General features: G+C 75.0%; 23 protein-coding genes and 1 pseudogene. 11 read left to right on the top strand and 13 right to left on the bottom strand.

The window, feature by feature from the left end; translation table 11 throughout:
* Nucleotides 1-245: 245 nt before the first annotated feature.
* From Sdagh_RS07915 to Sdagh_RS07905, 3 genes are all read left to right on the top strand, one after another.
* Nucleotides 246-1,034 (top strand): methyltransferase domain-containing protein, encoded by a 789-nt coding sequence (locus tag Sdagh_RS07915; RefSeq protein WP_189419389.1) that lies wholly within the window; start codon nucleotides 246-248, stop codon nucleotides 1,032-1,034.
* Nucleotides 1,035-1,400: 366 nt separating this feature from the next.
* Entirely contained in the window at nucleotides 1,401-2,675 is a 1,275-nt protein-coding gene (locus Sdagh_RS07910) for an ABC transporter ATP-binding protein (RefSeq protein WP_226534839.1), read from the top strand.
* A gap of 45 nt (nucleotides 2,676-2,720) precedes the next feature.
* On the top strand, nucleotides 2,721-2,927 hold the full coding sequence (locus tag Sdagh_RS07905; RefSeq protein WP_189419391.1) for a DUF5302 domain-containing protein: 207 nt from the start codon (nucleotides 2,721-2,723) through the stop codon (nucleotides 2,925-2,927).
* Between the two features lie 429 nt (nucleotides 2,928-3,356).
* Here Sdagh_RS07905 and Sdagh_RS07900 read toward each other — a convergent pair whose 3' ends face one another.
* Nucleotides 3,357-4,319, bottom strand: coding sequence for a zinc-binding dehydrogenase (locus Sdagh_RS07900; RefSeq protein ID WP_189419393.1), 963 nt, complete (start codon nucleotides 4,317-4,319; stop codon nucleotides 3,357-3,359).
* An 85-nt stretch (nucleotides 4,320-4,404) separates the two neighbouring features.
* Between Sdagh_RS07900 and Sdagh_RS07895 the strand changes: the two genes are divergently transcribed.
* The 3 genes from Sdagh_RS07895 (at nucleotide 4,405) to Sdagh_RS07885 (ending at nucleotide 7,456) form a co-directional block, all read left to right on the top strand.
* Nucleotides 4,405-5,043, top strand: coding sequence for a TetR/AcrR family transcriptional regulator (locus tag Sdagh_RS07895; protein ID WP_226534838.1), 639 nt, complete (start codon nucleotides 4,405-4,407; stop codon nucleotides 5,041-5,043).
* Nucleotides 5,044-5,447: 404 nt separating this feature from the next.
* Nucleotides 5,448-5,822, top strand: coding sequence for a DUF485 domain-containing protein (locus tag Sdagh_RS07890; protein WP_189419395.1), 375 nt, complete (start codon nucleotides 5,448-5,450; stop codon nucleotides 5,820-5,822).
* On the top strand, nucleotides 5,819-7,456 hold the full coding sequence (locus tag Sdagh_RS07885) for a sodium/solute symporter (RefSeq protein ID WP_190076819.1): 1,638 nt from the start codon (nucleotides 5,819-5,821) through the stop codon (nucleotides 7,454-7,456). Before Sdagh_RS07890 ends, Sdagh_RS07885 begins: the two co-directional genes overlap by 4 nt.
* Nucleotides 7,457-7,512: 56 nt before the next feature.
* Here the strand turns inward: Sdagh_RS07885 and Sdagh_RS07880 are convergent, their stop codons facing one another.
* Nucleotides 7,513-8,250, bottom strand: coding sequence for an alpha/beta hydrolase (locus Sdagh_RS07880; RefSeq protein WP_189419397.1), 738 nt, complete (start codon nucleotides 8,248-8,250; stop codon nucleotides 7,513-7,515).
* A gap of 144 nt (nucleotides 8,251-8,394) precedes the next feature.
* Here Sdagh_RS07880 and Sdagh_RS07875 point away from each other — a divergent pair, with 144 nt between their 5' ends.
* Nucleotides 8,395-9,234 carry a helix-turn-helix domain-containing protein gene (locus tag Sdagh_RS07875; RefSeq protein WP_190076820.1) on the top strand — a complete coding sequence of 280 codons (840 nt, stop codon included), beginning with the start codon at nucleotides 8,395-8,397 and terminating at the stop codon, nucleotides 9,232-9,234.
* 6 nt (nucleotides 9,235-9,240) lie between these two features.
* On the opposite strand, the gene Sdagh_RS07870 is transcribed toward Sdagh_RS07875, so the two are convergent.
* From Sdagh_RS07870 to Sdagh_RS07860, 3 genes are all read right to left on the bottom strand, one after another.
* Nucleotides 9,241-10,419 carry a wax ester/triacylglycerol synthase domain-containing protein gene (locus Sdagh_RS07870; RefSeq protein ID WP_189419402.1) on the bottom strand — a complete coding sequence of 393 codons (1,179 nt, stop codon included), beginning with the start codon at nucleotides 10,417-10,419 and terminating at the stop codon, nucleotides 9,241-9,243.
* A 138-nt stretch (nucleotides 10,420-10,557) separates the two neighbouring features.
* A complete protein-coding gene (locus Sdagh_RS07865; protein ID WP_226534836.1) occupies nucleotides 10,558-11,070 on the bottom strand; it encodes an SRPBCC family protein in 513 nt (170 codons plus the stop codon).
* 124 nt (nucleotides 11,071-11,194) lie between these two features.
* Nucleotides 11,195-11,410: a tautomerase family protein gene (locus tag Sdagh_RS07860; RefSeq protein WP_189419403.1), complete on the bottom strand. Its 216-nt coding sequence runs from the start codon at nucleotides 11,408-11,410 to the stop codon at nucleotides 11,195-11,197.
* A gap of 147 nt (nucleotides 11,411-11,557) precedes the next feature.
* Between Sdagh_RS07860 and Sdagh_RS07855 the strand changes: the two genes are divergently transcribed.
* Nucleotides 11,558-12,430, top strand: coding sequence for a helix-turn-helix transcriptional regulator (locus Sdagh_RS07855; RefSeq protein ID WP_190076821.1), 873 nt, complete (start codon nucleotides 11,558-11,560; stop codon nucleotides 12,428-12,430).
* Between the two features lie 19 nt (nucleotides 12,431-12,449).
* Here Sdagh_RS07855 and Sdagh_RS07850 read toward each other — a convergent pair whose 3' ends face one another.
* Nucleotides 12,450-13,790: an MFS transporter gene (locus tag Sdagh_RS07850; RefSeq protein WP_372478427.1), complete on the bottom strand. Its 1,341-nt coding sequence runs from the start codon at nucleotides 13,788-13,790 to the stop codon at nucleotides 12,450-12,452.
* Nucleotides 13,791-14,155: 365 nt separating this feature from the next.
* Here Sdagh_RS07850 and Sdagh_RS07845 point away from each other — a divergent pair, with 365 nt between their 5' ends.
* Genes Sdagh_RS07845 through Sdagh_RS07835 form a run of 3 tightly spaced genes read left to right on the top strand, consistent with a single transcriptional unit; the run spans nucleotide 14,156 to nucleotide 18,045 of the window.
* Entirely contained in the window at nucleotides 14,156-15,043 is an 888-nt protein-coding gene (locus Sdagh_RS07845; protein WP_189419405.1) for a helix-turn-helix domain-containing protein, read from the top strand.
* A 10-nt stretch (nucleotides 15,044-15,053) separates the two neighbouring features.
* Nucleotides 15,054-16,598, top strand: coding sequence for an NAD(P)-binding domain-containing protein (locus Sdagh_RS07840; protein WP_189419406.1), 1,545 nt, complete (start codon nucleotides 15,054-15,056; stop codon nucleotides 16,596-16,598).
* Nucleotides 16,591-18,045, top strand: coding sequence for a class I adenylate-forming enzyme family protein (locus Sdagh_RS07835; RefSeq protein ID WP_190076822.1), 1,455 nt, complete (start codon nucleotides 16,591-16,593; stop codon nucleotides 18,043-18,045). The genes Sdagh_RS07840 and Sdagh_RS07835 overlap by 8 nt, the downstream gene beginning before the upstream one ends.
* A 200-nt stretch (nucleotides 18,046-18,245) precedes the next feature.
* Here the strand turns inward: Sdagh_RS07835 and Sdagh_RS07830 are convergent, their stop codons facing one another.
* From Sdagh_RS07830 to Sdagh_RS07805, 7 genes and pseudogenes are all read right to left on the bottom strand, one after another.
* Nucleotides 18,246-18,791 carry an ATP/GTP-binding protein gene (locus Sdagh_RS07830; protein WP_190076823.1) on the bottom strand — a complete coding sequence of 182 codons (546 nt, stop codon included), beginning with the start codon at nucleotides 18,789-18,791 and terminating at the stop codon, nucleotides 18,246-18,248.
* Nucleotides 18,792-19,095: 304 nt separating this feature from the next.
* Nucleotides 19,096-19,233: pseudogene (locus Sdagh_RS36895) on the bottom strand (IS5-like element IS4811 family transposase); the annotation flags it as partial.
* 78 nt (nucleotides 19,234-19,311) lie between these two features.
* On the bottom strand, nucleotides 19,312-19,530 hold the full coding sequence (locus tag Sdagh_RS07825; RefSeq protein ID WP_190076824.1) for a hypothetical protein: 219 nt from the start codon (nucleotides 19,528-19,530) through the stop codon (nucleotides 19,312-19,314).
* Between the two features lie 232 nt (nucleotides 19,531-19,762).
* Nucleotides 19,763-21,031 (bottom strand): cation:proton antiporter, encoded by a 1,269-nt coding sequence (locus Sdagh_RS07820; protein ID WP_190076825.1) that lies wholly within the window; start codon nucleotides 21,029-21,031, stop codon nucleotides 19,763-19,765.
* Complete coding sequence (locus Sdagh_RS07815) at nucleotides 21,028-22,395, bottom strand: cytochrome P450 (protein WP_190076826.1); 1,368 nt, start codon at nucleotides 22,393-22,395, stop codon at nucleotides 21,028-21,030. The genes Sdagh_RS07820 and Sdagh_RS07815 overlap by 4 nt, the downstream gene beginning before the upstream one ends.
* Nucleotides 22,389-23,459: an alpha-hydroxy acid oxidase gene (locus Sdagh_RS07810; RefSeq protein WP_190076827.1), complete on the bottom strand. Its 1,071-nt coding sequence runs from the start codon at nucleotides 23,457-23,459 to the stop codon at nucleotides 22,389-22,391. The genes Sdagh_RS07815 and Sdagh_RS07810 overlap by 7 nt, the downstream gene beginning before the upstream one ends.
* Entirely contained in the window at nucleotides 23,456-25,033 is a 1,578-nt protein-coding gene (locus Sdagh_RS07805) for an NAD(P)-binding domain-containing protein (RefSeq protein ID WP_189419417.1), read from the bottom strand. Before Sdagh_RS07805 ends, Sdagh_RS07810 begins: the two co-directional genes overlap by 4 nt.
* Between the last annotated feature and the right edge of the window lie 18 nt (nucleotides 25,034-25,051).

Here is a 25,051-nt window from a genome sequence, read left to right as displayed (position 1 = left end):
CGCCGGATCGTGCCCGGCCGGACATCGGGTCGGCCCCCGGCCGGGCGCCGGTCTCCCGCGGCGTGCGCGTGTGCTCGCGGGGGTCACGGGCGCGCGGGTGTGGCGCCCCGTGCTTCCACGCGCCCCGCCGCCGCACACCGTTCACCCGCCGGGCGGACCTCCCGGCCGTGTCCATTGGCCATGATCACTGGGCGGCACCGTCGCCGCGCCACCCGGCGAAGCCACCCAGGAGAGAGGACACCGCCATGGAACAGGCCGAGACCCCCACGACCGGAGGGCTGCGGACCGACGAGGACGCCTACCACGACGCGTTCCTGCGCTTCCTGGCAGGCAGCGACGAGAAAGCGGTCACCCACGCCTACCTCGACGAGGTGGTGGCCGGACTGCCCGCCCGGCGGGTCTTCCTCGACGTGGGCCCCGCCGACGGCACGACCACCCGCCACGTCGGCCGGTCCTTCCGGCACACCGTGTGCGTCGAGCCCAGCGCGCCCATGCGCCGCGCCCTCGCCCGCACCTGTCCCGACGCGCTCGTCCTGCCCGACCCGGTGCTCGACGCCGACCCCGGGACCAACGTCGATCTCGCCCTGCTCTCCCACGTGCTGTACTACCTGCCCCGCGAGGACTGGGCGAAGACCGTCCGGCACGTCCTGCGGTGGGTCGAGCCGGGCGGCACCCTGCTGGTCGTCCTCCAGTCCCCGGAGAACGCGTGCATGCGGATGGTCCGCCACTTCACCGGCGCCCGCTTCGACCTGGCGGAGCTGGCGGACGAACTCACCGCGGCCCCGGACGGACCGCCCGGTGACGTCCGGCTGGAGTCGATCCCCGCCCACTACCGCAGCGACGACCTGGCGGAGACGGTCGCCGTCGCCGACTTCTTCCTCAGCGTCCCCGACGGCCACCGCACCGCCGGCGGCACGCCGCCCACCCGCGACGCCGTGACCGCGTACGCCCTGCGGCACTTCCGGACCGAGGGGACCGGTTACCGCGTCGACCACGACCAGGACGTCCTGCGCGTCGTCCGGCCCGCCGCGTGAACCGGTCCCGGCCGGGCGGGCGGGACCGGCCGGTTCGGCCGGCGCGGCGCGCGCGTACGGGCCAGGCGTCGAGGGGCAGAAAAGACTGCCCGGACCCGGACCCGGCCCCGCCGCCGCTCCCCGGACCGGACAGCGGCCCCCGGCTCGACGCGCCCCGCGCCCCGCGACACGGCTCCTCCCGCGGGGGCGGGCGGCTGAGGTCCCGCTCCGCCTGCCGCAAAACTCGCTTGCCCCGGCAGCGGAAGCGTGCCAGCGTGGGACCGTCCTGTCGTCGAGGCACCGGAGCGGACATGCTCATCCAGAACGTTCACCCGACCTCGCGGCCCACCCGGGCCGCCTCGCTCGCGAACGTTCCGGAGTGCCCGCATGCCCACGCAAGTCACCGCCCGCGCCCTCTCGACGTCGTACCGCGGCCGTCTCGTCCTTGACTCCCTCACCTGTGCCCACGCCGCCGGCGAACGCGCCGGCGTGGTGGGGAGGAACAGCTCGGGGAAGAGCAGCCCGCTGCGGCTGCCCGCCGGCGGTGAGGTCGTCCTCCGGGCCGGAGGCGGCGTCGGCCACCTCCCGCAGGAGGGCCGGCTCCCGCTCCACCACACCCTCGACCACGCCCTGCGCGCCCTGGAGAGCCGGACGCGGGCGCTCGAAACCGCCCTGCCCGCGGGCGAGGACACCGCGCTCACCGAGTACGGCGAGCTGCTGACCGCCTTCGGACCGCGCGGCGGCTACCAGGCCGAGGCCCGCGTCGACCGTGCCCCGCACGGCCTCGGCCCCGCCGGACCGCCCCGCGACCGCCGGACCGGCACCCGCTCCGGCGGCGAACAGGTCCGGCCGCGCCTGGCCGGCGTCCTCGCCGCGGCCCCCGAGGCCCCTTTCCCGGACGAGCCGATGAACCACCCCCACGCCGCCGCGCCGACCTGGCTGGAGGACCACCTCCGCACCCGGCGCGGCACCACCGTCGTCGTCTCCCACGACCGCGCCTTCCTCGAACGCGTCGCCACCACCCTCCTGGGCGTCGACGCCGACCGCCGCGCCGTCGCCCGCCACGGCTGCGGCTACGCAGGCCACCTCGCCGAGAAGGCGGCGGTTCGCGGACGGCGGGCCCGCGCACGCGACCGCAGGCAGGCCGAGGACGCCGCGTCGCGGGAGGGCGCCGCCACCACCGCCCTATGGGCCACCGGCCCCGCCGTGGACGGCCGGCCGTCTCCCGTCGACCTCACCTCGGAGGCCGGCCGGTACCCGCTGGTCACCGGGGAGATCGGCACCGGCGAGGGCACCCTGGTGAGGGCCTTGGCCGGCCGGCTCGCGCCCCACGGCGGCCGGGCGGTCCGCCGCGGCAGTACCGGACACCCGCCGCAGGACCCCGTCCCCGGCCGGCCCGGCACGACCGTCCCCGGGACCTGCCCCCGCACCCTGGAGGAACACGCCGAACGGCTCCTCGCCCTCGGCCCGTCCATCCGCGGCCTTCCTCGCCGCCCGCGTCAGCGACCTCTCACCCGCCCTCGCCGAGGAAGTGGAGGCGGCCCTGACCGGCTGCTCCCGCCCCTCGTCCCCGTCTCGCACGACCGCCGGCCGAGCGAGCGACGGCAGGGCGACCGTCTCACCCTGCCGGACCGGGACCGCGGTCCCGTACCGTCCGGGTGACCCCACCGAGCCACCGTCCGCCCACCGAAACCGAGGAGGCAGTACATGACCGACACCCCCGAAACCCCCGAAACTCCTGAGACCGAGAAGGAGACCGTGGACAGCGAGACCAAGCGCAAGTTCCAGGAGGCCCTGCAGCGCAAGGCCGGTGTCAGCAGGTCCCAGCAGGCCCATCAGGACGGCCGGCTGAAGGCCAAGGGCACGGGCGGCCCCAAGGGCCAGAGCCGCAACTTCCGCCGCAAATCCGGCTGACCCCCGCCCGGCCGCCGCGGTCCGCGGCACGCGACCGCGGCGGCCGGCACCGCCGCTCCCACGAACGACGGCACCCCTCTCGTCCCCGGGAGCGGGCACCCGCCCGCACCACCACGCCCGTTCGCCGCGCGTCACGCGCCGGGCCGCCCCGTCACCGGCTGCCCGCCCTGCCGGCCCGGGGCGGGTACGCGGACGATCGCGCTGTGCCGCCCGCGGAGATCGCCATGCCACGGGCCACGGCCGCGTCGGTCCTCGACGCCGGCCCCTCGACGAGGCCGCCGGTGCCGTGGCCCGCCGGATCACCGCCCGCCGGGCGACGGCACCCGGTCCCGCGTCCTGACGACGGCGTCGTCGGCCGCGCGGAGGACCAGGGTCCGGGGCAGATTCCCACCGCCCTGCCCGGAGGCGTCCGCGCCGCCGCCCCCGGGGCTACGGCGTCAGCACGATGCGACCGAGGACCTCGCCGGCGTCCATCGCCCGGTGCGCCCGTACCGCCTGGTCCAGGGGCAATACGTCGTGCACCACCGTGCGCAGGGTGCCCTCGGCCGCGGCGGCGAACTGTTCGGCGCGCACGGCCTGCCGGTCCGCCACGGGCACCGTCGCGGCGCTGAAGGTGGCGAACGTCAGCGACTTCTGGAAGGCCGCCATCATGACCGCGCCCAGCTCCGCGGGCGGTGGCCCGCCGACCGCGCCGACGGCCACCAGCCGGCCGTTCGGCCGGAGACGGCTCAGGAAGGAGGGGACGTCCGCGCCGGTGACGACGTCGAGGATGACGTCGTATCCGGCGTCGTCGGCCTCGACGCCCGCGCCGGACCGGTCCAGCACCCGGGTGGCCCCCAGTTCACGCAGCCGCGCGCCCCGCGCGGCGGAGGACGTGGTGACCGCGACCGCCGAGGCCCCGCCCCGGGCGGCGAGCTGGACCGCCGTGATGCCGAGACTGCCCGCCGCGCCCCGGACCAGCACCGCGTCGCCGGGGGCGAACCGCGCGTGCGCCAGGCCGAAGTGCGCCACCACCGAGGCACTGCCGAGCGTCACCGCGTCCACGGCGGACAGCCCCGCCGGCAACGGGAGGATCTCCGCGACGGGCGCGAGCGCGTGCTCCGCGTACCCGCCGCCCGCACCGGTGGACGCCCAGACCCGCCGCCCGGCCCAGGCGGGGTCCACGCCCTCGCCCACGGCGGTCACCGTGCCCGCCACCTCCCCGCCCGGGACATGGCCCGCCCGGAACCCGTGGGCGGCCAGGGCGCCGCTGCGGATCAGCGTGTCGACCCCGCCCACGCCGATCGCCTCGGAGCTGATCCGTACCTGACCGGCGGCGGGGACCGGGAGCGGCAGTTCGACGACCGCCAACCCCTCCGGACCCCCGAACGCCTGTACCGCCACTGCCTTCAACGCCGCCTCCTCATTCCGGGCACGGTGCCCGTCCGCTCCCGGACGTTAACCGGACGCCCCCGTCCGCCTCGTTAAAGTGAGAGCGGTGACCGACCGTTTGCCTCACCCGCCGCGCTCCGGCGCCGCGGACGACACCCTGCGCTCCGACGCGGCCGGCAACCGGGACCGCATCCTCGACGCGGCCCGCGCGCTGTTCGTCTCACGGGGACCGGACGTGCCGATGCGGGAGATCGCCCGGCACGCGGGGGTCGGCCCCGCGACCCTCTACCGCCGCTTCCCGACCAAGCGGGACCTGGTCGCCGAGGCCCTCGCGGACCGGATGCGGGCCTGCCGGGACATCGCCGAGGAGGGCCTCGCCGACCCCGACCCGTGGCGCGGCTTCCGCCGCGTGATCGAGCGGATCTGCGCCCTGCACGCACGCGACCGGGGCCTCACCGAGGCGTTCGTCGCGGGCTTCCCCGACGCACTGGACCTCGCCGCGGGGCGGGCGGAGACCCTGCGGACGATCGCCGAACTGGCCCGCCGCGCCAAGGACTCCGGGGACCTGCGCCCGGACTTCGTCCTGGCGGACCTCATCCTCGTGCTCATGGCCAACAAGGGCATCCAGGCGCCCACACCGGCCGCCCGGGCAGCCGCCTCCCGCCGTTTCGCCGCCTACGTCGTCCAGGCGTTCCGCGCCTCCCCCGACCACACCCCCCTGCCGCCGGTGGCCGGGCCCCTCTAGATCCGCCCCAGGACCGGCGGGCCGACCAGCCGGCGGACCTGTCCCCGGAGCCGCGCCGCACGGTGCGGGCGGTCGCTTCCGGCCGGGAGTGACCGGGCCGGCCGGCCGACCGGCCGCCGGGGCGGAGTACGTAGGACTCCTCGTCCGTCGCGGCGCCGGACGTCGTCGAACCGCCGGCGTGGAGGGGAACGTGCCTACGGCGGGCGGGGGAGCGGCGTCGTGCCGGGCGCGGCTCGGCAGGCACGCCGATCCCTTCCGGCACCGCGCGTCTCACGCGTAACGGGGGCGGGCAGCACCCAGCCGGGGATCTCCACCGGACAGTTCGAGGAAACCCCTCCGGTCGCCGTGGCACCCGCATAGCGTGCGACGAACGTCCGGGCCCCCGCCGCGCTAGGAGACCGCAGATGTCCGGTGACAGCTCGGAGCCGCACCCGGCCCGGCAGCCGTACGGGGCCCGCCCGGCCTCCTGGTCCGGGTACCACCGCGCGCTGCGCGTCCTGCGCCGCGCCTGCCGGTGGCGGCGCCGGGCCGCCACGTTCGCCGCGCTCGGCTACTTCGCCGTCTTCCTGACCCTCACCGTCGAGGCGCCCGCCCTCATGTCCCGCCCCGCGCCCGGCGGCCTGCCCACAGGGGTGCTGCTGGCCCTCGTCCAGGTGCCCGTCACCTGGGCCGCCGTCATCCTGTTCGAGTACCTGTCCGGGCGGTACGTCGACCCCCTGGCGCGCAGCGTCGGCGGGTACGCCCGGCCGGGCGACGGCGACCGGGAGCCGCCGAGATGACCGACCTCGGCGGCTCCGCCCACTCCTGGTCCCTCGTCGCCTTCTGCAGCGTCGTCACCCTCACCCTGCTGCTGTGCGTGCTCACCGGCCCCGACCGCGACGACCTGGAGGAGTTCTACACCGGCTACCGCTCGCTGTCGCCGCTGCGCAACGGCCTGGCCGTCGCCGGCGACTACATCTCCGCCGCCACCGTGCTCACCATCGGCGGGGTCATCGCCCTGTGCGGCTACGACGGTGTCGTCCTCGCCCTGAGCACCCTGCTCTCCCTGCTGCTGCTGATGGTCCTGCTCGCCGAACCCCTGCACAACACCGGCCGGTTCACCATGGGCGACGCGCTGGGCCGGCGGATGCCGGGACGGGCCGTGCGGATCACGGCCTGCGCGGTGACCGTGCTGTCGCTGGTGCCGATGATGACCGTCCAACTGGCCGGCGTGGGGCAGTTGCTGGCGTACATCCTGGGCTTCTCCGACAGTGCCATGAAGACCGGGTGCGTCATCGGCGCCGGAACCCTGATGATCGCCTACGCGGCGCTGGGCGGGATGAAGGGCACCGCGCTGATCCAGATCCTCAAGACGGTCATCCTGCTGGGCTCCGGGCTGGTGGTCGCCGTACTCCTCCTGCACGCCTTCGGCTGGCACCCCGGGACGATGGTCGACACCGCCGCGCGGCGCAGCGGCGCCGGGGAGGCGTTCCTGCGGTACGGGCTCCAGTTCGCGGACGGGCCGCACCCCGCCGCGGACATGATCAGCACCCAGGTCGCCATCGTGCTGGGCGGCGCCTGCCTCCCGCACGTCACCATGCGCATGTACACCGCCGGAAGCGCCCGGCAGGTGCGGCGCACCATGTCCTGGGCGGTGTCGTCGGTGGCCCTGTTCATGCTGCTCATCACGGTCATCGCCATCGGCGCCACCGCCCTGGTCGGCCGGGCCGGCATCACCGCCGCCGACCCGCGCGGGAGCACGGCCTACCTGCTGGGCGCGCGGGCCGCGTTCGGCCCCGACGTGTCCCGTGTCGAGAGCCTGCTGTTCAGCGCGGTCACCACCGCCGTCTTCCTCACCCTGCTCGCGTCCGTCGCCGGGATGACCCTCGCCTGCGCCAACTCCCTCGCGCACGACGTCGTCGCCTCCCGCCGGGCGGGGCTGCCGCCCGCCCGGGAGACGACCCTGGCCCGGATCTCCGCGCTGATCATCGGCGTACCGGTGGTGGTGCTGGCCGCCCTCGCCCAGCACCGCAGCCTCCAGCCGCTCGCCACCCTGTCCTTCTGCGTGGGCGCCTCCGCCATCGCCCCCGCCCTGGTGTACACGCTGTTCTGGCGCCGCTTCGGCCGGGCCGGCCTGCTGGCCACGCTGATCGGCGGCTCGGTCGCCACCCTGGTGCTGATGTCGGGCACCCGGCTGGTCTCCGGGTCACCGACCGCCGCCTTCCCCGAGGCCGACTTCGCCTGGTTCCCCTTCACCACGACCGCCCTGGTCTCCGTGCCTGTGGGCTTCGCCTGCGGCTGGCTGGCCACCCTGGCCGGCGGAGGCCGCGCCGCCCGCCGCGAATGCGACCGGTACGCCTCCCTCGAACCCCTCGTCCTCGCCGGGCCCCCACGCCGGGGACCCGGCTGGAGCCCGGGGGACGGACGGCCGTGACGGGGGTGACGCGCGCAACCCGGACCCGGCCGGCACGGTCGCCGGCCGGCAGGCGGCTACGCGGTCGCCGGGGCGGCCCTGAGCAGCAGCGCCGTCAGTTCCGCCGGCATCGTGACCATGCAGTCGTGGCCGGTGGGCAGCTCCCACACCACCGCCGGGTCGCCGTTGGGCTGGACGGCGGGGACGGGGCGGCGGGCGAAGCCTTCCGGTACCCCGGTCACGCAGTGCACATGGGCCTGCGGGATCGTGAGCGCGGCCGGGTTGTCCAGCCGGACGGGCTGCTGGAGGCAACGCACCGGATGATCGCTCGCCATCGACCGCAGCCACGCGATGTCGTCCGGGTCGGTGACCCCGAACAGCCCCGCGGGCGGCGGCAGTTCGGGCAGCGGCGGGACGCGCCAGCCGTCCCCCGAGGTCCGCGCCAGGTCGATCAGGTGCTGGGAGACGGGCATGACGTCGACGGCCGTCTCACCGTCCCGCGGCACCATCGCGTCGACGTACACCAGGTGCGCGATCCGCTCCGGGACCCGGTGGGCCACCGACGAGACGACCAGCCCGGCGTAGCTGTGCCCCACGAGGACGACCTCGGTGAGGTCCTCCGCGAGGATCAGTCCGACGATGTCGTCCACGTGCGTGTCGAGGCCCACCTCGGGGCCGAGGAGACGCGCCTTGTCTCCGTACCCGGTCAGCGACGGCGCGAGGACCCGGTGCCCGGCCTCGGCCAGCAGCGGGACCACCCGGTCCCAGCACCGTCCGCTGTGCCAGGCACCGTGTACGAGCAGATAGGTCGACATGAACGCGCTCCTTGCTGTGTCTCCCGGAGGGCCGGGCGGCCCGCGGCCACGCTGCCGCCACGCCGCGGCCCGCACCAGGTCCCCCGTGATCCTGGGGGTGACAGGACCAGGCAGCGTCCCGCGGGGCCGCCCTACAGTGGACCGATGACCGACGAACCGAACCCGCTCGGCGCCTATGTGCGCGCCCGGCGCGAGCAGGTCACCCCCGAGGAGGCCGGCCTCACCCCGGTGGGGACGCGGCGCGTGCCGGGACTGCGCCGGGAGGAGGTCGCGATGCTCGCCGGCATCAGCGCCGACTACTACCTGCGGCTGGAGCAGGGCCGGGACCGCAACCCCTCGGTACAGGTCCTGGAGTCGCTCGCCCGGGTTCTCCGGCTGGACGCCGCCGCGACGGCCTACCTGCTGCGGCTCGGCACGCCCCGCCCCCGCCGCCGGCCCGCCCCCGGCCGCCCGCGGTCGGTCCCGGCGGGCATCGCCCAGCTCGTCACCACGCTCGCCCTGCCCGCCGTGGTGGAGGACCGCGCCTTCGACGTCCTCGCCGTCAACCCCCTCGCGACGGCTCTGTCCCCGCGCCTGGTGGCCGGCGCCAACCGGCTGTGGGACCTCTTCCGGGACCCCGCCGAGCAGGACCTCTACCCCGACTGGGAGGCGGCCACCGAGGGAGCCGTCGCCGTCTTCCGGGAGTCGGCCGACACCGGCGACCCCCGCACCCGGGACCTCATCGGTCAGCTCCTGCGCACCGACCCCCGCTTCGGCCGGCTCTGGGCCCGCCACGACGTCCGCACGTGCGAAGGCGCCCCCATCCGCTTCGCCCATCCCCAGGTCGGAGAACTCACCCTCAACAGGGAGAAACTCGACATCGGCGGTACGGACGGACAGGTGCTCCTCGTCCACCACCCGGTCCCCGGCACCGACAGCGCCGACAAGCTGGCGCTGCTCGCCTCGATCGCGCGGACCCCGGCGGGCGCCGGCCCGAGGATCTAGCCGGCGTCAGCCGAGGACCTCGGCCCAGTGGCGGGGGAGCGCGGTGGTGTGGGCTCGGGGGACGTCGGCGACGACGGCGCACCGCACGGTGTCCGGGGTGCGGGTGAACGACAGGTACACCAGCCGCTGGCTGTCGTCGCCGAGGTACAGGAACAGCGAGGCCCCGGCCAGCCGGCCCCCGAAGCAGGTGAACGACTCCGGGAAGTGCACGCTGCTCACGGCGAACGGGTAGATCCGGGGGTTCACCACGGTCCGCAGGGCCCGCACCCCGGGCGCCAGGGGCCGGGGCAGCTCCAGCAGCGCGCGCAGGGCGTCCCGGCGCCGCGAGTGCCGTACGGCGTCCGTCCGCCGGCGCACCTCGGCCACCGCGGCCGGCAGCGGGCCGGCGGTGACGGGGAGGTGCAGCCGGTGGAAGACGACGTGGTTGCCCGGCCGGTGCCGTTCCGCCGGGCGGCGGGTGGACATGGAGATCAGCGTCCGGGCGGCCGGCGGCGCGGCCGGCAGCCCCTGTTCCGCGCTCCAGGACCGCAGGGCGAGGGCCAGCGCGGCGAGGGCGACGTCGTTGACGCTGGTCCCGTGGGTGTCCGCGAGGGCGCGCAGCCGGGCCAGGGGGACGTCTCCGTACGCCCACCGCGCGCCGGGACCCCGCGCGGCGGAGTGCCGCATGGCCTGCCAGGGCGGGCCGGGACGGAGCACGGGCGCGGCGGCCTCCCGGGCGGCGAGCAGGCCCGCGCGGACCCCGGCCCGGCCGGCGGCGTACAGCGGCGGCCCGTCGGCCGGCGTGTCCGCGAGCAGCCCGAGGACACTGTGGGCGGCGCCGACACCGTCGAGCAGGGCGTGGTGCACCCGGAAGCAGACGCGGTGACCCCCGCGCGGGGACGGCCGGGTCAGCAGCCAGCAGTCCCACGGCGGGTGCTCCCCGCCGGGCAGCTCCCGCGTCAGCAGCGCCTCGCAGACGGCGTGCAGCGCCCGCGCCCCCTCGGGGACGTGCCGGTGGCGGACGTGCACGCCGGGATCGAGCGCGGCGGCGCGCACGGGCCAGTGCCGGGCCCGCTTCCCGGGCAGCAGACGCGTCAGCGCGGGCAGCGCGGCCGCCCGGTCGACGATCCGCCGCGTCAGCTCCGTCGTCGACGGCGGGCGCCCGTCGAAGTCGAGGAAGAACCCGGCGACGGGCGCCTCACGCATCGAGAGAAAAGTACGGTCGGTCGCACTGATGGAGTACACGTTCCGGCAACGACGCCGGGGCCGCGCGGGTCACGAGGCGCCGCACCCCCGCCCCGCGCCCTGCCCGGACCCGGTGCTCACCTCACCGCCCCGCCGTCCTCACCGCCCCGCCGTTCCCGCCGCCCTCACCGTGTCCGCTCGGCCGGCGACCTGACGCCGGAGAGGGTCTCCCGCGCCCTTGCGCAGTTCCCCCAGCCGGTAGGCGATGATGTCCGGCTCCCGCTCGGTGCGGCCCGCCATCGCCGCGGTGAGGCCGCTCGGGCCCGGTCCGGGGCGGACCGACTGGCGCAGCCGGGTGCCCGCCTCCGCGGCCTGAAGGGCGAGGCTCCGGACCGCCATGGCCCGCTCCGGGTCGCGGACGGGCGGACCGTATCGGCCGTCCGCGTCCGTCACCGCCCAGGTGAACGCGCGGGGCGCGGCCGGCTCGGTCACCTGGCAGACGGTGCGCCACTCGCCGAGCACCGCGTGCCGGTGGTGCCCCTCGAAGCGCGCGCCGACCGAGGGCCCGTCCGCGCCGTCGAGCCAGGCCACGCGCCGCAGCTCCGGGCCGGGCCGGGCCGGCAGCCCGATGCCGGCCACCGGCTCCCGGACCCGCTCCGGCGCGGCCTCCACGAGGATGTCGCAGTGCGTACGGGGTGCGTCGGTGATACGCGTGTCGTCCCTTCCGGTGTCGGCGGGGGAACATCATGTACGTCCCGTCCGGTCCGCGCAGCGGCCCGTCCGGAGCCGTGGTCCGTCAACTCCTGGGCGGCTGCTGGAGCATGGCCAGGGTGAGGACCCCGCCCCCGATGCCCCAGCCGCCGTCGGCGACCTCCTCGACCAGTACCAGGGTGGTGGCGCGGGCCCGTTCACCGTAGAGGTCGACGAAGAGTTCGGTGGCGCGGGTGATGATCCGCCGCTTCTCCTCCTCGTCCAGGGAACCGGCGGGGACCTTGAAGCTGGCGAACGGCATGGCTGTTCTCCTCACGTGCTGCACGAGACGGCTGTGGGTGTTCCGGAACCGAGCCTGACCCCCGGTGCCCGCGCCGGCCAGGGCGCTCCGCACCCTGGGGTCGGCGTCCCCTGGCTCGGCGGACCGGACGGGCGGGATGATGGCGGGGTGAACCACGCGGAACTGGGTGCCTACCTGAAGTCCCGGCGCGGCCGGGTCCGGCCCGCCGACGTCGGCCTGACCGCCGGCACCCGGCGCCGGGTGCCGGGGCTGCGGCGCGAGGAGGTCGCCCACCTCGCCGGGCTCTCCGCCGACTACTACACAGAGCTGGAACGCGGACGCGGAGCCCAGCCCTCCGCGCAGGTACTGGCCGCCCTGGCCAGGGCGCTGCGGCTGGACGGCGACGCGCGCGACCACCTCTTCCACCTCGCCGACCGGCCGGTGCCGCCCGCCGCGCTCGGCCCGGACGCGCACGTCCCGCCCGCGCTGCTCGGCCTGCTCGACCGGCTCACCACCACCCCCGCCCAGATCATCACCGATCTGCACGAGACCCTGGTCCAGAACCCCCTGGCGGCCGCGCTCGTCGGCCCGCCCCCGGCGGTGCGCGGGCTCGCGGCCGGTCTCGTGTACCGCTGGTTCACCGACCCGGAGGCCCGCGCCCTCTACCCGGCCGAGGACCACCCGCATCACTCACGGGTCTTCGTCGCCGACCTCCAGGCCGTCGCCGCCCGGCGCGGCCGGGACCCCCGGGTCCGCCGGACCGTCGCCGAACTGCGCCGCCGCAGCGCGGAGTTCACCGCGCTCTGGGACACCCACGACGTGGGCCTGCGGCGCGCCGACCACAAGCGCATCGTCCACCCCGTCCTCGGCGTCATCGACCTGGACTGCCACAGCCTGTTCAGCGAGGACGGCTGCCGGCGGCTGCTGTGGTTCACCGCGCCGCCCGGCAGCGCGGCCGCCGGACAGCTCGACCTGCTCTCCGTCATCGGCGTCCAGGACCTGGCCGCGCCGGCCGGCGCGGACCGCCGTACCGACGTCTGAGGAAGCCGCCCGGTGGCCGTCACTCACGCGGCAGCGCGAGCCGGGAGAGCGCGGCGGTCGCCAGCAGCAGCGCACCGACGACGAGCAGCCCGAGCCGCATCCCGGACAGTGAGAACCCGCCGCCCGGCTCCGCCAGCAGACCGCCGAACAGGGCGACGGCGAGCGCGCCGCCCGTCTGCCGCAGGGCGTTCAGCAGCCCCGAAGCGGTTCCGGCGCGGTCCCCCGGGACGGCGTCCATCAACAGCGCGGTCAGCGCGGGCACCGTGAGCGCGCCGCCGACGCTCAACGGCACCAGCAGTACGAGCACCAGCCACAGCGGGGTGTCCGTGCCCAGTGGCAGCAGGGCCGCCATCGCCCCGACGAAGACCACCTGCCCGGCCACGATCACCGGGCGCCGCCCGACCCGCTCCGCCAGCCGCGGCGAGACCAGGTTCACGGCCGTCACCAGCACCGACATCGGGACGAACATCAGCCCCGCGGCGATCCCGGACATGCCCCGCACTTGCTGGTAGTACAGCCCGAGGAGGAAGATCCCGCCGTAGAAGGCGGCGTTGAGGGCGAAACCGACCGCCAGTGGCACGGCCACCCGGCGGTCGCCCAGCAGCTCCAGCGGCACCATGGGCCGGCGCTGCCGGCGCTCCACCGCGACGAACGCCCACCCGGCGGCGACGGCGAGCCCCGCGGACGCCAGGACGGGCAGGCTCGTCCAGCCGCGGTGCCCGCCCTCGATCATCGTGAACGCCAGCCCGGCCAGCGCCGCGACGGCGGTGAGCTGACCGGCGCGGTCCAGCGCGGCCGGCCGCCGCGGCGAGGCCGCGACCCGCACCAGCAGACCCAGGATGACGACGCCGACCGGCAGGTTCAGCAGGAACACCGCCCGCCAGCCCGCCGAGTCGGTGAGCAGCCCGCCGAGCACCGGTCCCGCCGCCATCGCCACCGACCCGCCGACCGTCCACAGGGCGATGGCCCGGGCCCGCGCCCGCGCGTCGTCGTAGGCGTGCCGGATCAGCGCCAGCGACGCCGGCATCACCAGTGCCGCCGCCGCGCCCTGCGCCCCACGCGCGCCGATCAGGACCGTGATGTCCGGCGAGAGCGCACAGGCGAGGGAGGCGAGCGTGAACAGGGCCACGCCCAGTACGTAGGCGCGGCGGGCGCCGATCCGGTCGGCCAGGGCGCCCGCCGAGATCATCAGCGCCGCGAACGTCAGGGTGTACGCGTCCACCACCCACTGAAGGCCGGTCATCGCGCCGCCGAGCGACTCCTGGACGGCGGGCAGAGCGATGTTCACCGCCGAGACGTCGATGGTGATCACGCTGAACCCGAGCAGCGAGGCGACCAGGGCGGGACCGCCCCGCGGCACCGGGCCGGCCGTGGTGCGTGGTGGCCCACCGGTGCCGTCGTGGCACACGGGCGGTGACGGGAATCCCGCGCGGCCGTGGGCGGCGGTGGGGGAGGAGGGACGGTGAACGGGCACGGCGGAACTCCTGGGCAGCGAGGGGACGTGACGGCCAGGGGACAGGACAGGACAGGACGGGCGGGCGGGCCGGCCGCCGGGCCGCGGTCCGGTGTCACGCACCCCCTGGGCCCCGGCGGCCGGGCCGCCCGCTCCGGGCACCACTGTCCACCGCCGCGTCTCCGCCCGGGAGACCGCGCCGTACCGGGGTGCCGTGTTCCAGGCAGTGACACGGCCCCTCACCCGCCCCACCCGCCTGCCACAATGTCCGGATGGCTACAGCAGCGGACGCGCGGGGCACCGAACTCGGCCGATACCTCAAGGCTCGCCGGGCCCAGGTACGCCCCGAGGACGTCGGGCTCCCGGCCGGCGCGGGCCTGCGCCGCACCCCCGGCCTGCGCCGGGAGGAACTCGCCGCGCTCGCCGGAGTCAGCGTCGACTACTACATCCGGCTGGAGCGCGGCCGGGAGACCAACCCGTCCCCGGCCGTCGTGGACGCCCTCGGTCGTGCCCTGCGGCTGCGCGGTGACGCCTACGAACGCCTCCACGAACTCGCGGAACTGGCCTCCGGCCGCAACTCCGACCTGCCCGCCTGCTCGGACCACACCGTCCGCGACTCCGTGCTGCGCATGCTGGAGTCGGTCCGTCCGATGCCCGCCTACGTGGTGAACCGCTTCAACCGCGTCCTGGCCGCCAACCCGCCCGCGCGCCGCCTGCTGCCCGGCCTGTGGGACTGGCCCGAGGAGCGGCGCAACCTGACCCGCTACCTCTTCCTGCACCCGGTCGGCCGCACCCTGTACGAACCGTGGAAGGAGACGGTCGCCTCCTCGGTCGCGCACCTGCGCGCCGTCGCCGGCGCCGACCCGGACTCCCCGGAGCTGACCGCCCTCGTCGGCGAACTCGCGGTCAAGTCACCGGAGTTCGCCCGGCTCTGGGAGCGGTACGACGTCTGCGAGCGCGGCGGCGGGCAGAAGAACTTCCGGCACCCGCAGGCCGGCCCGCTGACCCTGACGTACGAGGTCATGCGGCTGGCCCGGACCGGCGGTCAGCGCATGGTCGTCTACCAGGCCGCGCCCGGCACCCCGGACGAGGCGGCCGTCCTGGGACTGGACGCCGCCGGGGAGCGCCAATCTCAGAGCCTTCTGAGTTCGCGGGGCTAGCGTCCCGTGCATGGTGCGCGATTACCTGATCATCGGGGCCGGACCGGCCGGACTGCAGCTCGCCGCGGCGCTCGAACGCGACGGACGTGACTACGCCGTCCTGGAACGGGGCAGGGGCCCGGGGACCTTCTTCACCCGCTTCCCCCGGCATCGGCAGCTCATCTCCATCAACAAGGTGCACACCGGGTACCGCGACCCGGAGCTGCGCCTGCGGATGGACTGGAACTCGCTGCTGAGCGACGACCCGGAGCTGCTGTTCACCCGGTACAGCGACGACTACTTCCCCCGCGCCGACGACCTGGTGCGCTATCTCGCCGATTACGCCGAACGCACCGGCGTGCGCGCCGAGTACGGCGCGGAGGTCGTCCGCGTCTCCCGCCCGGACGGCGTCTTCACCGTCGAGGCCGCCGACGGCCGGACCTGGCGGGCCCGGCGGCTGATCGTCGCCACCGGCGTCTCCCGGCTCAACGTCCCCCCGATCCCCGGCATCGAACTCGCCGAACGCTACGACGACTTCGACACCGACCCGGCCTCCTTCACCGATCAGCGGGTGCTGGTCATCGGCAAGGGCAACTCGGCCTTCGAGACAGCCGAGTCCCTCATGGCGAAGGCCGCCGTCATCCACGTGGCGGGCCCGCACTCGCTGAGGATGGCCTGGCAGACCCATTTCGTCGGCCATCTGCGGGCGGTCAACAACAACTTCCTCGACAGCTACCAGCTCAAGTCGCAGAACGCCGTCCTGGACGGCACCGTCGAAAGCGTGGAGAAGGCCGCGGACGGCGGCTACCGGGTGGTGTTCCGCTACGCCCGTACCACGGAGCGGCTGCGCGAACTGCGCTACGACCGGATCATCCTGGCCGCCGGCTTCCGCTTCGACGCGAGCGTCTTCGACGACACCTGCCGTCCCGCGCTCGTGATCGACGACCGGTTCCCCGAACAGACCGCCGCCTACGAGTCGGTGAACGTACCGGACCTGTACTTCGCGGGCACCCTCACCCAGCAGCGGGACTTCAAGAAGTCCACCAACGGCTTCATCCACGGCTTCCGCTACGGCGTGCGGGCCCTGCACCGCATCCTCGACGCCCGCTACCACGACACCCCCTGGCCCGCCCGGCCGCTGCCCGCCGCGCCGGAGGCGATCGCGGACGCCGTCGTCGAGCGGGTCAACCGCTCCTCCGGGCTGTGGCAGCAGTTCGGGTTCCTCGGTGACGTGGTCGGCGTCGACGGGGACCGGGCCGTGTACCAGGAGGAGGTCCCGCTGGACCTGGTCACCGGCGGCGGCCTCGGCCCCGCCGCGCACCGGTTCGTCGTGGACCTGGAGTACGGGCCGGGACACGCCGACGTCGACCCGTTCGACATCAGCGTCCCCCGGGTCGCGGAGAACGACGCCGAGCACGCCGGTGACTCCGTCTACCTGCACCCCGTGGTCCGCCACTACCGCGACGGCGTCCTCGATGGCACCCACCACCTGGCGGAGAACCTGGAGAACGACTGGGACATCCCGGCCGTCCACCAGCAGCCGCTCACCGCGTTCGTGAAGGCCTGCCTTGACTGAGCCGTTCCCCGGGGCCGTCCTGGACCTCCTCGGCGCGGCGGGCGACCGCGTGGTCTTCGAGCACCTCGGCAGGGAGGTCACCGGCGCCGCGCTCCTCGCGGACGTACGGCGGGTGACGCACGGCCTGCGGCGGCGCGGTGTCCGCCCCGGTGACGGCGTCGCGCTGCTGCTCGGCGTCAGCCCCGAGGCGTTCGCCGCCGTCGTCGCCGCCCACACCGTCGGCGCCCGCGTCGTCGGCGTCCGGCCGGGGCTGACCGGGCCGCAGCGCGCCCACCTCCTCGCCGACGTCCCCCACCGGATCACCGACCGGCCGGACGACACCCCGGACACCTCGCCGTCCGCAACCGTGCTCCCCCTCGCGGAGCTGCTGGCGGCCCCGGACGACGGCGTACGGCCCCGGGTCACCGCCCGCCCCGACGACATCGCCCGGCTCATCCACACCAGCGGCAGCACCGGTCTCCCCAAGGCGTGCGCCCAGACCTACGCGGCGATGACCGCGGCCTGGGCGCTGCGACCGGACGCCTGGCCGCCCGCGGTCCGCGAACTCGCCGCCCGCCTGGACCGGTTCCTGGTCTTCGGCACCCTGGCCAGCCAGGTGATGATGGAGTACGGGCTGCTCACCCTCGCCGCCGGCGGCATCCTGGTCACCGCCGACCCGCCCGTCTTCCCCGACGCCCTCGTCCGGCACCGGGCGACCGCCGGCGTCATCACCGTCGCGCGGCTGACCAGGCTGGTGGCGGCCCAGCGGGAGTCCCCCGTGGACCTCGGCTCGCTGCGCGCGCTGATGGTCTCCGGTTCCCCGCCCGGACCGGCGCGGCTGCGGGAGGCCGCCGAGGTGCTCGGCCCGGTCGTCTTCCACGGCTACGGCCAGACCGAGACCGGCATGATCTCCATGGCCACCCCCGCCGACGAGCCGGGTTCCCTGGGCGTCCCGCCCGTCGAGCTGGAGGTGCGCGGCCCCGGGGGCCGCCCCGTCCCGCCCGGCACCGACGGCGAACTGTACGTCCGCACCCCGTCGCAGAGCTGCGGCTACTGGTGCGAACCCGGCCTGACGGCCGAGGTGTTCACCCCCGACGGCTGGGTCCGCACCCGCGACCTCGGCCATCTCGACGGCGCGGGGCGGCTGTGGCTCACCGGACGCGCCCGGGACGTGGTCATCGTCAACGCCAACGTGTACTACACCGGCCCCGTCGAGCGGCTGCTCGGCACTCACCCGGCGGTGGCGGAGGCGTACGTCACCGCCGTCCCCGACGACAGCACCGGGGAAGCGGTGCACGCCTTCGTGGTGCCCGCCGCCGGCCGCGTCCCCGTCCTCGCGGAACTGCGCGCCCTGGTGACGGACCGGCTCGGTGAGGCGTGCGCGCCGGCCCGGCTCACCCTCATCGACGAGGTGCCGCTCACCCCGGCCGGGAAACCCGACAAACGACGCCTGGCCGTCGGGAACTGAGCGGACGAAAGGCCCGGCCCCCTCGGGGCCGGTCCTTTTCCCAGTGGCTTCCGGCCGTCACTTCCCAGTGGCTTCGGTGCGTGTTTCCGATTCCCCGGTGGTCGTTGGGCCTGTATGGCTGTCGTGACGAACCTGGATCGGGGGCACAGGGGCACCGGGTCCCGAGACGCCACCGGTGAACGGATGACGACCGGTCTCGCTCATGAGCCGGGCCGCGAGATCACCGAGCTGACCGCAGCGACACGGTCGGCCAGGTCGCCGGCAGGGATGTCGATGAGCTCGAAGCCGAACGCCCGGTAGCTCTGTTCGTGGACCTTCTCGAACACCAGCGACTCCTGGAAGCTGATCCGACGGGCACTGGTGGGCTCACAGAATCCCAGATTGCGGACGAAGAGCACCTGCCGCTCGTAGATCTTCTCGGCGGTGATCCGCTCGATCTCCGCCGACAGCGCACGGGATACCGGCCGCCCCAGGTAGTTCGCGAGGGCGTGTGTACAGACCGGCGACCGGTCGAACACCTGGACAGATTTCGTGGCGGAGGCTCTCAACTGCCGTTGCTTCTGCAGATCGACGACCTCATCGATGAAGGAGGCCCGTGTCCACGGCTCGCCCTCGCCCTGAGCCTGCGCTCGTGCGATGACCGCGGTCGCGGCCTCCTCGACGACCTCGTAGCCGTGCTCCGCCAGGCACCGCAGGATCGATGTCTTGCCCGCGCCTGGCGTGCCGGTGAGAACGTACCGTCGCATGCTCGGATGCCTTTCGTGCGTGGTGAGACAGGCCCGCTGGTACCCGACAGGCCGCGTGCGGAGGCATCGGACCGGCGGAGCCCTGGGGGATTGGAGGTGGTGGGGCAGGGCGGAGAGGGGCTCTCGAACGGCTCACCTGCCGGAGATGCCCGTATGCCCGAGGCGTCGAGCGAAGCCGGCCACAGCCAGGTTGCTCAACGTCACGCCGGCTTTCAGTACAGCCTGCCGACGGTGCTCGCGGCAAGTACCCCTCGGCGATCAAGCCGCCGCAAGGAGCCTGGGCCCGCCGGCTGGGGAATCACAGGGCGGGCATCATCCAGGCGAGCGACCCTTCGACGACCCGGCGGCGGGGCGGCACGACGAGGCCGCAGGCGTCCTTGGGGCGGCTGACCGGCTTGACGGTGAGGTTGAGGTGCTGTTCTGCCCACTCGACTAGCTCGCCGGTTGCGGGTGGGGCGCCGGGTCGTCATGGTGACGAGGGTCCGGTTCAGTTGGGCTTCGGAGTGCCGGAGCAACCGGCTCATGGTCGCGTGCGTTGGCGACGGGCGTTCACGCACCAGCCGATCGTCCGCTCGGCTTTCCAGCGGCGGGGCAGGACGACGAAGCCCTTCACGCCCTTGGGCCGGGAGACGGTGCGCGGGGTGAGCCGGAGGCGGTCGCGGGCCCGGCCGACGAGGTCGCCGGCGTGGCCGCGGTCGGCCCAGACGATGTCCGGGATGTCCGCGAGGCGTTCGGCCATGGCGTTTCCGTAACGGCGTCCCGTGACGCCCGCCGCTGGCGGCAGGCCCGGACCCGGCAGCGGTCCGAGCAGTGAACCGGCGCCCTCGGCCGCTCCACCCCCATGGTCCACGGCCGCCCGCGAACCGGGCCGTCTCCGGAGACAAGCACCGCTCGTCTCCGGAGACAAGCACCGCTCGTCTCCGGAGCCGAGGCGTGTGCCGCGTCCCCACGCGCGACGTCGCATCTCAAGCTCAGGCCGCCACGACCGGTGCCGGGTCGGGCCGGTCGTCCCGCTCGCCGCGGCTCCGCTCCCACCGGTCGATCAGGGCCAGCAGCGGCGTCGCCATCACGGTGGTGACGATGGCGACCACCACCAGCGCGCTGAACATCGCCTGCGTCACGATGCCCGCCGCCAGCCCCAGGTTGAGCGCGATCAGCTGCATCAGGCCCCGCGCGTTCATCAGCGCCCCCACCCGCAGCGCCACCCGGTTCGGCTCACCGGCGGCCCGGGCCGCCAGCCAGCACGCGCCGAACTTCCCGGCGATCGCCACCACGACGCACCCGGCGGTGAACAGCAGCACCGGCCCCGAACCCAGGAGGGTGAAGTCGGTGTTCAGCCCGGAGTAGGTGAAGAACAGCGGCAGGAACAGCCGGCCCACCGGCTCCAGCGTCTCCACGGACCGGTCCAGCTGCCGCGAGCGCGGGAAGACCAGACCGAGGCTGAACGCGCCGAACACCGCGTACAGGCCGATCTCGTCGGCGTACCAGGCCACCAGGAACAGCACGCCGACCAGCACCAGCAGCAGGTTCTCCGGTGTCGCCCGCTCGGCCAGCAGCACGGTGCGCCCGCGCAGCCGGACCACCACCGCCAGGATCGCGATGAGCCCGAAACCGCCGCCGACGGCCAGCGACACCAGCCCGGCGCTGCCGCCCGCGATGCTGAACACCCCGGCGAGCAGGATCCAGGCCACCGCGTCGTCGACGGCGCCGGCCCCCAGCGACAGCGAACCGTACCGGGTGCCCGCCAGGTTCCGCTCGGCGATGATCCGCGCCAGCATCGGGAACGCTGTCACCGCCAGCGCCACGCCGACGAACAGCGCGGACACGGTCAGGGAGATGTCCGGGGCCATCGCGCCGGTGCGTTCGCCGACGGCCACGATCAGCAGCACGCCCAGCACCACCGGCACCACCACCCCGGCGGCCGAGACCAGCCCGGCCGGGCGGGCCACCCCGCGCAGCCGGTCGACCCGGAAGTCCCAGCCGACGTGGAACATGAACGCGACGAGGCCGATCTGCCCCACCACGTAGAGCACGGGCCGCAGGTCCTGCGGGAAGAGCCCGGACTCCACACCGGGCAGCAGCGCGCCCAGCACCGAGGGGCCGAGGACCACGCCGGCCAGCATCTCGCCGACGACGGGCGGCTGTCCGACCAGGGCCAGCAGCCGGCTCACCGCCCGGCACGCGACCAGGATGACCACGACGGCGAGGAAGAACGCGGGGGCCAGATCCGTGGCGCTCATCTGCCTTTTCCTTCCGGGTGGGCGACCGGGCAGCGCCCGGCCGGGGGATGCTCCTCGAAATAGCGGGTCGCCAGGCGCAGCCGCCGGGCGTGGAGAACCATCACCGTGCCGAGGACCAGTTGCCGCACCCCGCGGGTGACGTCCTCGACCCCGTCGCGCAGCCGGACGAACCGGCGCAGCAGCGCCAGGCGCGGCCCGGTGGCCAGGCCGCGCGGGATCAGCAGACAGGGGGCGCGGTGCGGGTTGGACCGGGTGTGCGAGGCGGTGGAGTCCAGCCGGTAGCGGCGCAGTACCTCCCGGACCGCGGCCCGCAGCACCAGCGGCGACAGCCGCCACGCCGGGCACGGGCGGTTGGCCGCCACACCGAACGGGATGTGGTGGGCGTCCTTCGCGGACAGCGCCCGCCACCGGTCCGGGTCGAACACCTCGGGCCGGTCGTACCCCGTGGCGTGGTAGTCGGGATAGCTGAAGCACACCACGGACCCGGCCGGCAGCACCGTCTCCTCGTCGAGCGGGACCTCCCCGGTGGTGATGCGGTGCGCGATGCCGAACAGCGGGTACAGCCGCATCGTCTCGTCCAGTACGTTGCCGAGGAACCGGTCGTCACCGGGGTCCGCCCACAGCCGCTCCTGCACCTCGGGGTGGCGGGCCAGCGCCAGCAGGACGTGCGCGGTCGCCTCGGAGAGCTGGACCACGGCCGTGTTGAAGAACGTGCCCTGGAGGTAGTGCACCTGCTCGGGCAGCGAGAGCGAGGCCGGCAGCCGGTGCGGCACGTCCCCGGCCGCGACCCGCTCCCGCAGGTACGCCGTCAGCCGCGCCCGGCGCCGCGGATGCCGCAGCCCCGTGCACTTCAGAGCGTTGATCACATCGCCGGCGTGCGCGGTGATCAGGTCCCGGGCGGGCGCGGGGCAGGGCTCCTCGAAGACCAGCTCGTAGGCGAACTCCGCCCACGCGGGCATCACCAGGTCCCGCAGCCGTACCAGGCTGATCCGGTCATCCGGCACGGCGTCCAGTGCGCGGCCGACCGCGCCGCCGGCCGCCGCCGCGAGGGCCGCCGACCCGCCGGCCAGGATGCGCCGCGTCACCGCGGCCACCTCCTCGTACCGCTCGCCGGGCTCCAGATGCTCCTGGTGCACCTCCGGGCCCGGCGCCAGCCAGTACCAGAACAGGTCGGACAGGCCCGCCCCGGCACTGCGGCCGTCCGCCGCCGGGTGGGCGTAGACCCGCTCGAACACCTCCGGTCCGTGCGCGGCGTCCGGCAGGGTCACCGCGCGGTCGCCGTTGACCTTCTCGAAGATGCGCCCCCGCAGCGTCACCACGCTCCGCGGCAGCCACCAGCCCCGCGTCACCGGGCCGTTCACCACGTACCGCCCTTCCGGACGACCATGTCCCGCGTCAGGTCGCTGTTCCGCCGTCCTCCGCACAGCGCGAGGGTGTGGTCGTACTCGTCGCGCAGTGCCGCCAGCACGCGCCGCACCCCCGCCTCGCCCTCGGCGGCCAGCCCCCACACCGCCGGACGTCCCACGCCGACGGCGCGCGCGCCCAGCGCCAGCGCCACGGCGACGTCGCTGCCCCGGCGCACCCCGCCGTCCAGCAGCACCGGCACCCGGCCCGCGACGGCGTCCGCGACCGCGGGCAGGCAGTCCAGCGCCGCCGGTACGGCGTCCGACTGCCGGCCGCCGTGGTTGGAGACGAGCACCCCGGCCGCGCCGTGCTCGACGGCGAGCCGGGCGTCCGCCGGGTGCAGGATTCCCTTGAGCAGCACCGGCAGCGCGGTCCGCCGGACCAGGTCGTCGACGTCCGCCCAGGACACCGCCGGGGACATCGGGATGTCGGTGAGCGCGCCGGGCGGGGCGCCGGGCAGGTCCCGCATGTTCTCCGCGGCGTGGCCGGGAGGCAGATCGGTGAAGCCGTTGCGCAGGTCCCGGGTGTGCCGGCCGAACACGGGGGAGTCGACGGTCACCACCAGCGCCGTGCAGCCCGCCTCCTCGGCCCGCCGCACCAGGGCGCGGGTGGCCTCCCGGCGCGGGTGCGCGGTGAGCTGGAACCAGACGGCCGCCTCCCGGTCCCGGCTCCGGGCCGCCGCGACGACCTCCGCGACGGGGGTGGTCGACGCGGTCCCGGTCACCAGGACCGCGCCCTCGGCCGCGGCGGCCCGCGCCGTGGCCGGCTCCCCGCCGGGATGCAGCAGCCGGTGGAACGCGGTCGGCGCCACGAACACCGGGGACGCGCCGGGCGCGCCCGGCAGGTCCGCGGCGGTGTCCCGCCGCTCGCCGCCGCACAGCACCCTCGGCAGCAGCGCGTACCGGTCGAAGGCCCGCTCGTTGTCGGCGACGACGCGTTCCTCGCCGGCCCCGCCCGCCACGTAGTCGTAGTGGACGGGGTCCAGTGACCGCCGCGCCTTCTCGTGCAGGTCGCGCAGGTTCACGGGGTCACCGGGGCGGCGGAGGAGGCGTGGGCGGCCAGGAAGGCGCGCAGCGGGGCGCGGTGGAAGCGCTCGCTGTCCCACTCGTTCTCCAGGTTCTCCGCGAGGTGGTACTCGGCGACGAACGCGCCGTCCCGGTACCAGCGCACGACCGGATGCAGATAGCGGCCGTCCAGTCCCGCCGTGTCCTGCTGGGACTTGCGGCCGGCGGTCACGTCGAAGGGGTCGACGCGGTCGTGGCCCTCCCCGTACTCCAGGGTGATCACCGCGTGCCCCGCCACCTCCCCGAACTCCCCGGCGGCCACCCCGTCCGGCACATGGCCGACCGGGACCTCCTCGGCGTAGCGCCAGCCACCGTCCGGGGCGCGCAGCAGCAGGTCGCCGAGGACGCCGAACTGCTGCCACAGCGCGGAGGACCGGTTGACCCGGGTGATGACCGCGTCGACCGCCCGCTCCGGATCGGCGCCCAGCCCGGTCACCGGCCACGGCTCGCCGTCGTAGCGCTGCCGCAGGGTGCGGTGCAGGGCGCGGACGGTGTAGCGGAAGCCGTGGATGAAGCCGGTGGTGGCCTTCTTGAAGTCCCGGCCCTGCATCAGCGTCCCGGCGAAGTACAGACCGGGCACGTTGACCGACTCGCCGGCGGCGGTCAGCGCCGGGAAGCGGCCGTTCACCGTCAGCTCCGGCACGCAGCTCTCGTCGAAGAGGGAGGTGTCGACGCGGAAGCCGGTGGCGACGATCACCCGGTCGTAGCGGATCTCCTTGACGACGTCGTCGGCCCGTTCGAAGGCGACCGGCACCCGGAAGCCGTCCTCGGCCTTGCGGATCGCCAGCACCCGGCCGTCCAGGAGCGCGTTCTGCGACTTGAGCTGGTAGCTGTCGAGGAAGTTGTTGTTGACCGCCCGCAGATGGCCGACGTAGTGCGTCCGCCAGGCCATCGGCAGCGAACCGGAGCCGACGACGTGGATGACCGCCGCGTTCTCCATCAGGCCGTCGGCCGTCTCGAAGGCCGAGTTGCCCCGCCCGATGATCAGCACCCGCTGGTCGGTGAAGGACTCCGGGTCGGGGTCGAACGAGTCGTACCGTTCGGCCAGTTCGATGCCCGGGAGGTCCGGGACGTTGGGCAGCGAGACCCCGGTGGCGGCCACCACGCGCCGGGCCCGCCAGGTCCGGCCGTCGGCGGCCTCGACCGTGAAGACACCGCCGGCGTCCCGGGAGACCCGTTCCACGGCCGTGTCGTAGTGGGCGCGCACCCCGGTGCGGGCGGCGAAGTCCGACAGGTAGCGGAGCATGTCGTCGGCCGGCGGGAAGTAGCGGCGGCTGTACCGGGTGAACAGCAGCTCCGGATCGTCGCTCAGCAGCGAGTTCCAGTCCATCCGCAGCCGCAGTTCCGGATCGTCGTATCCGGTGTGCACCTTGTTGGTCGAGATGAGGGTGCGGTGCCGGGGGAACCGCTCGAAGAACGCGCCGGGAACGCCGCCGCGCTCCAGGACCACGTAGTCCGCACCGTCACGTTCCAGGGCGGCGGCGAGTTGCAGTCCCGCGGGCCCCGCTCCGATGATCAGGTAGTCGTGCGCCATGGCCCGGAAACTATCCAC

Origin of the sequence: Streptomyces daghestanicus (assembly GCF_020521275.1) — a bacterium.
GTDB classification, from domain to species: Bacteria; Actinomycetota; Actinomycetes; order Streptomycetales; family Streptomycetaceae; genus Streptomyces; species Streptomyces griseoviridis.
This window is presented reverse-complemented; position numbering and strand designations above follow the sequence as displayed.

Coding starts and splice junctions, on each gene's coding strand:
- Sdagh_RS07905 (WP_189419391.1), top strand. CDS start 2,721: ATGACCGACACCCCCGAAACCCCCGAAACTCCTGAGACCGAGAAGGAG.
- Sdagh_RS07825 (WP_190076824.1), bottom strand. CDS start 19,530: ATGGCCGAACGCCTCGCGGACATCCCGGACATCGTCTGGGCCGACCGC.
- Sdagh_RS07840 (WP_189419406.1), top strand. CDS start 15,054: ATGGTGCGCGATTACCTGATCATCGGGGCCGGACCGGCCGGACTGCAG.
- Sdagh_RS07870 (WP_189419402.1), bottom strand. CDS start 10,419: ATGCGTGAGGCGCCCGTCGCCGGGTTCTTCCTCGACTTCGACGGGCGC.
- Sdagh_RS07845 (WP_189419405.1), top strand. CDS start 14,156: ATGGCTACAGCAGCGGACGCGCGGGGCACCGAACTCGGCCGATACCTC.
- Sdagh_RS07830 (WP_190076823.1), bottom strand. CDS start 18,791: ATGCGACGGTACGTTCTCACCGGCACGCCAGGCGCGGGCAAGACATCG.
- Sdagh_RS07805 (WP_189419417.1), bottom strand. CDS start 25,033: ATGGCGCACGACTACCTGATCATCGGAGCGGGGCCCGCGGGACTGCAA.
- Sdagh_RS07885 (WP_190076819.1), top strand. CDS start 5,819: ATGACCGACCTCGGCGGCTCCGCCCACTCCTGGTCCCTCGTCGCCTTC.
- Sdagh_RS07875 (WP_190076820.1), top strand. CDS start 8,395: ATGACCGACGAACCGAACCCGCTCGGCGCCTATGTGCGCGCCCGGCGC.
- Sdagh_RS07890 (WP_189419395.1), top strand. CDS start 5,448: ATGTCCGGTGACAGCTCGGAGCCGCACCCGGCCCGGCAGCCGTACGGG.
- Sdagh_RS07910 (WP_226534839.1), top strand. CDS start 1,401: ATGCCCACGCAAGTCACCGCCCGCGCCCTCTCGACGTCGTACCGCGGC.
- Sdagh_RS07880 (WP_189419397.1), bottom strand. CDS start 8,250: ATGTCGACCTATCTGCTCGTACACGGTGCCTGGCACAGCGGACGGTGC.
- Sdagh_RS07820 (WP_190076825.1), bottom strand. CDS start 21,031: ATGAGCGCCACGGATCTGGCCCCCGCGTTCTTCCTCGCCGTCGTGGTC.
- Sdagh_RS07915 (WP_189419389.1), top strand. CDS start 246: ATGGAACAGGCCGAGACCCCCACGACCGGAGGGCTGCGGACCGACGAG.
- Sdagh_RS07860 (WP_189419403.1), bottom strand. CDS start 11,410: ATGCCGTTCGCCAGCTTCAAGGTCCCCGCCGGTTCCCTGGACGAGGAG.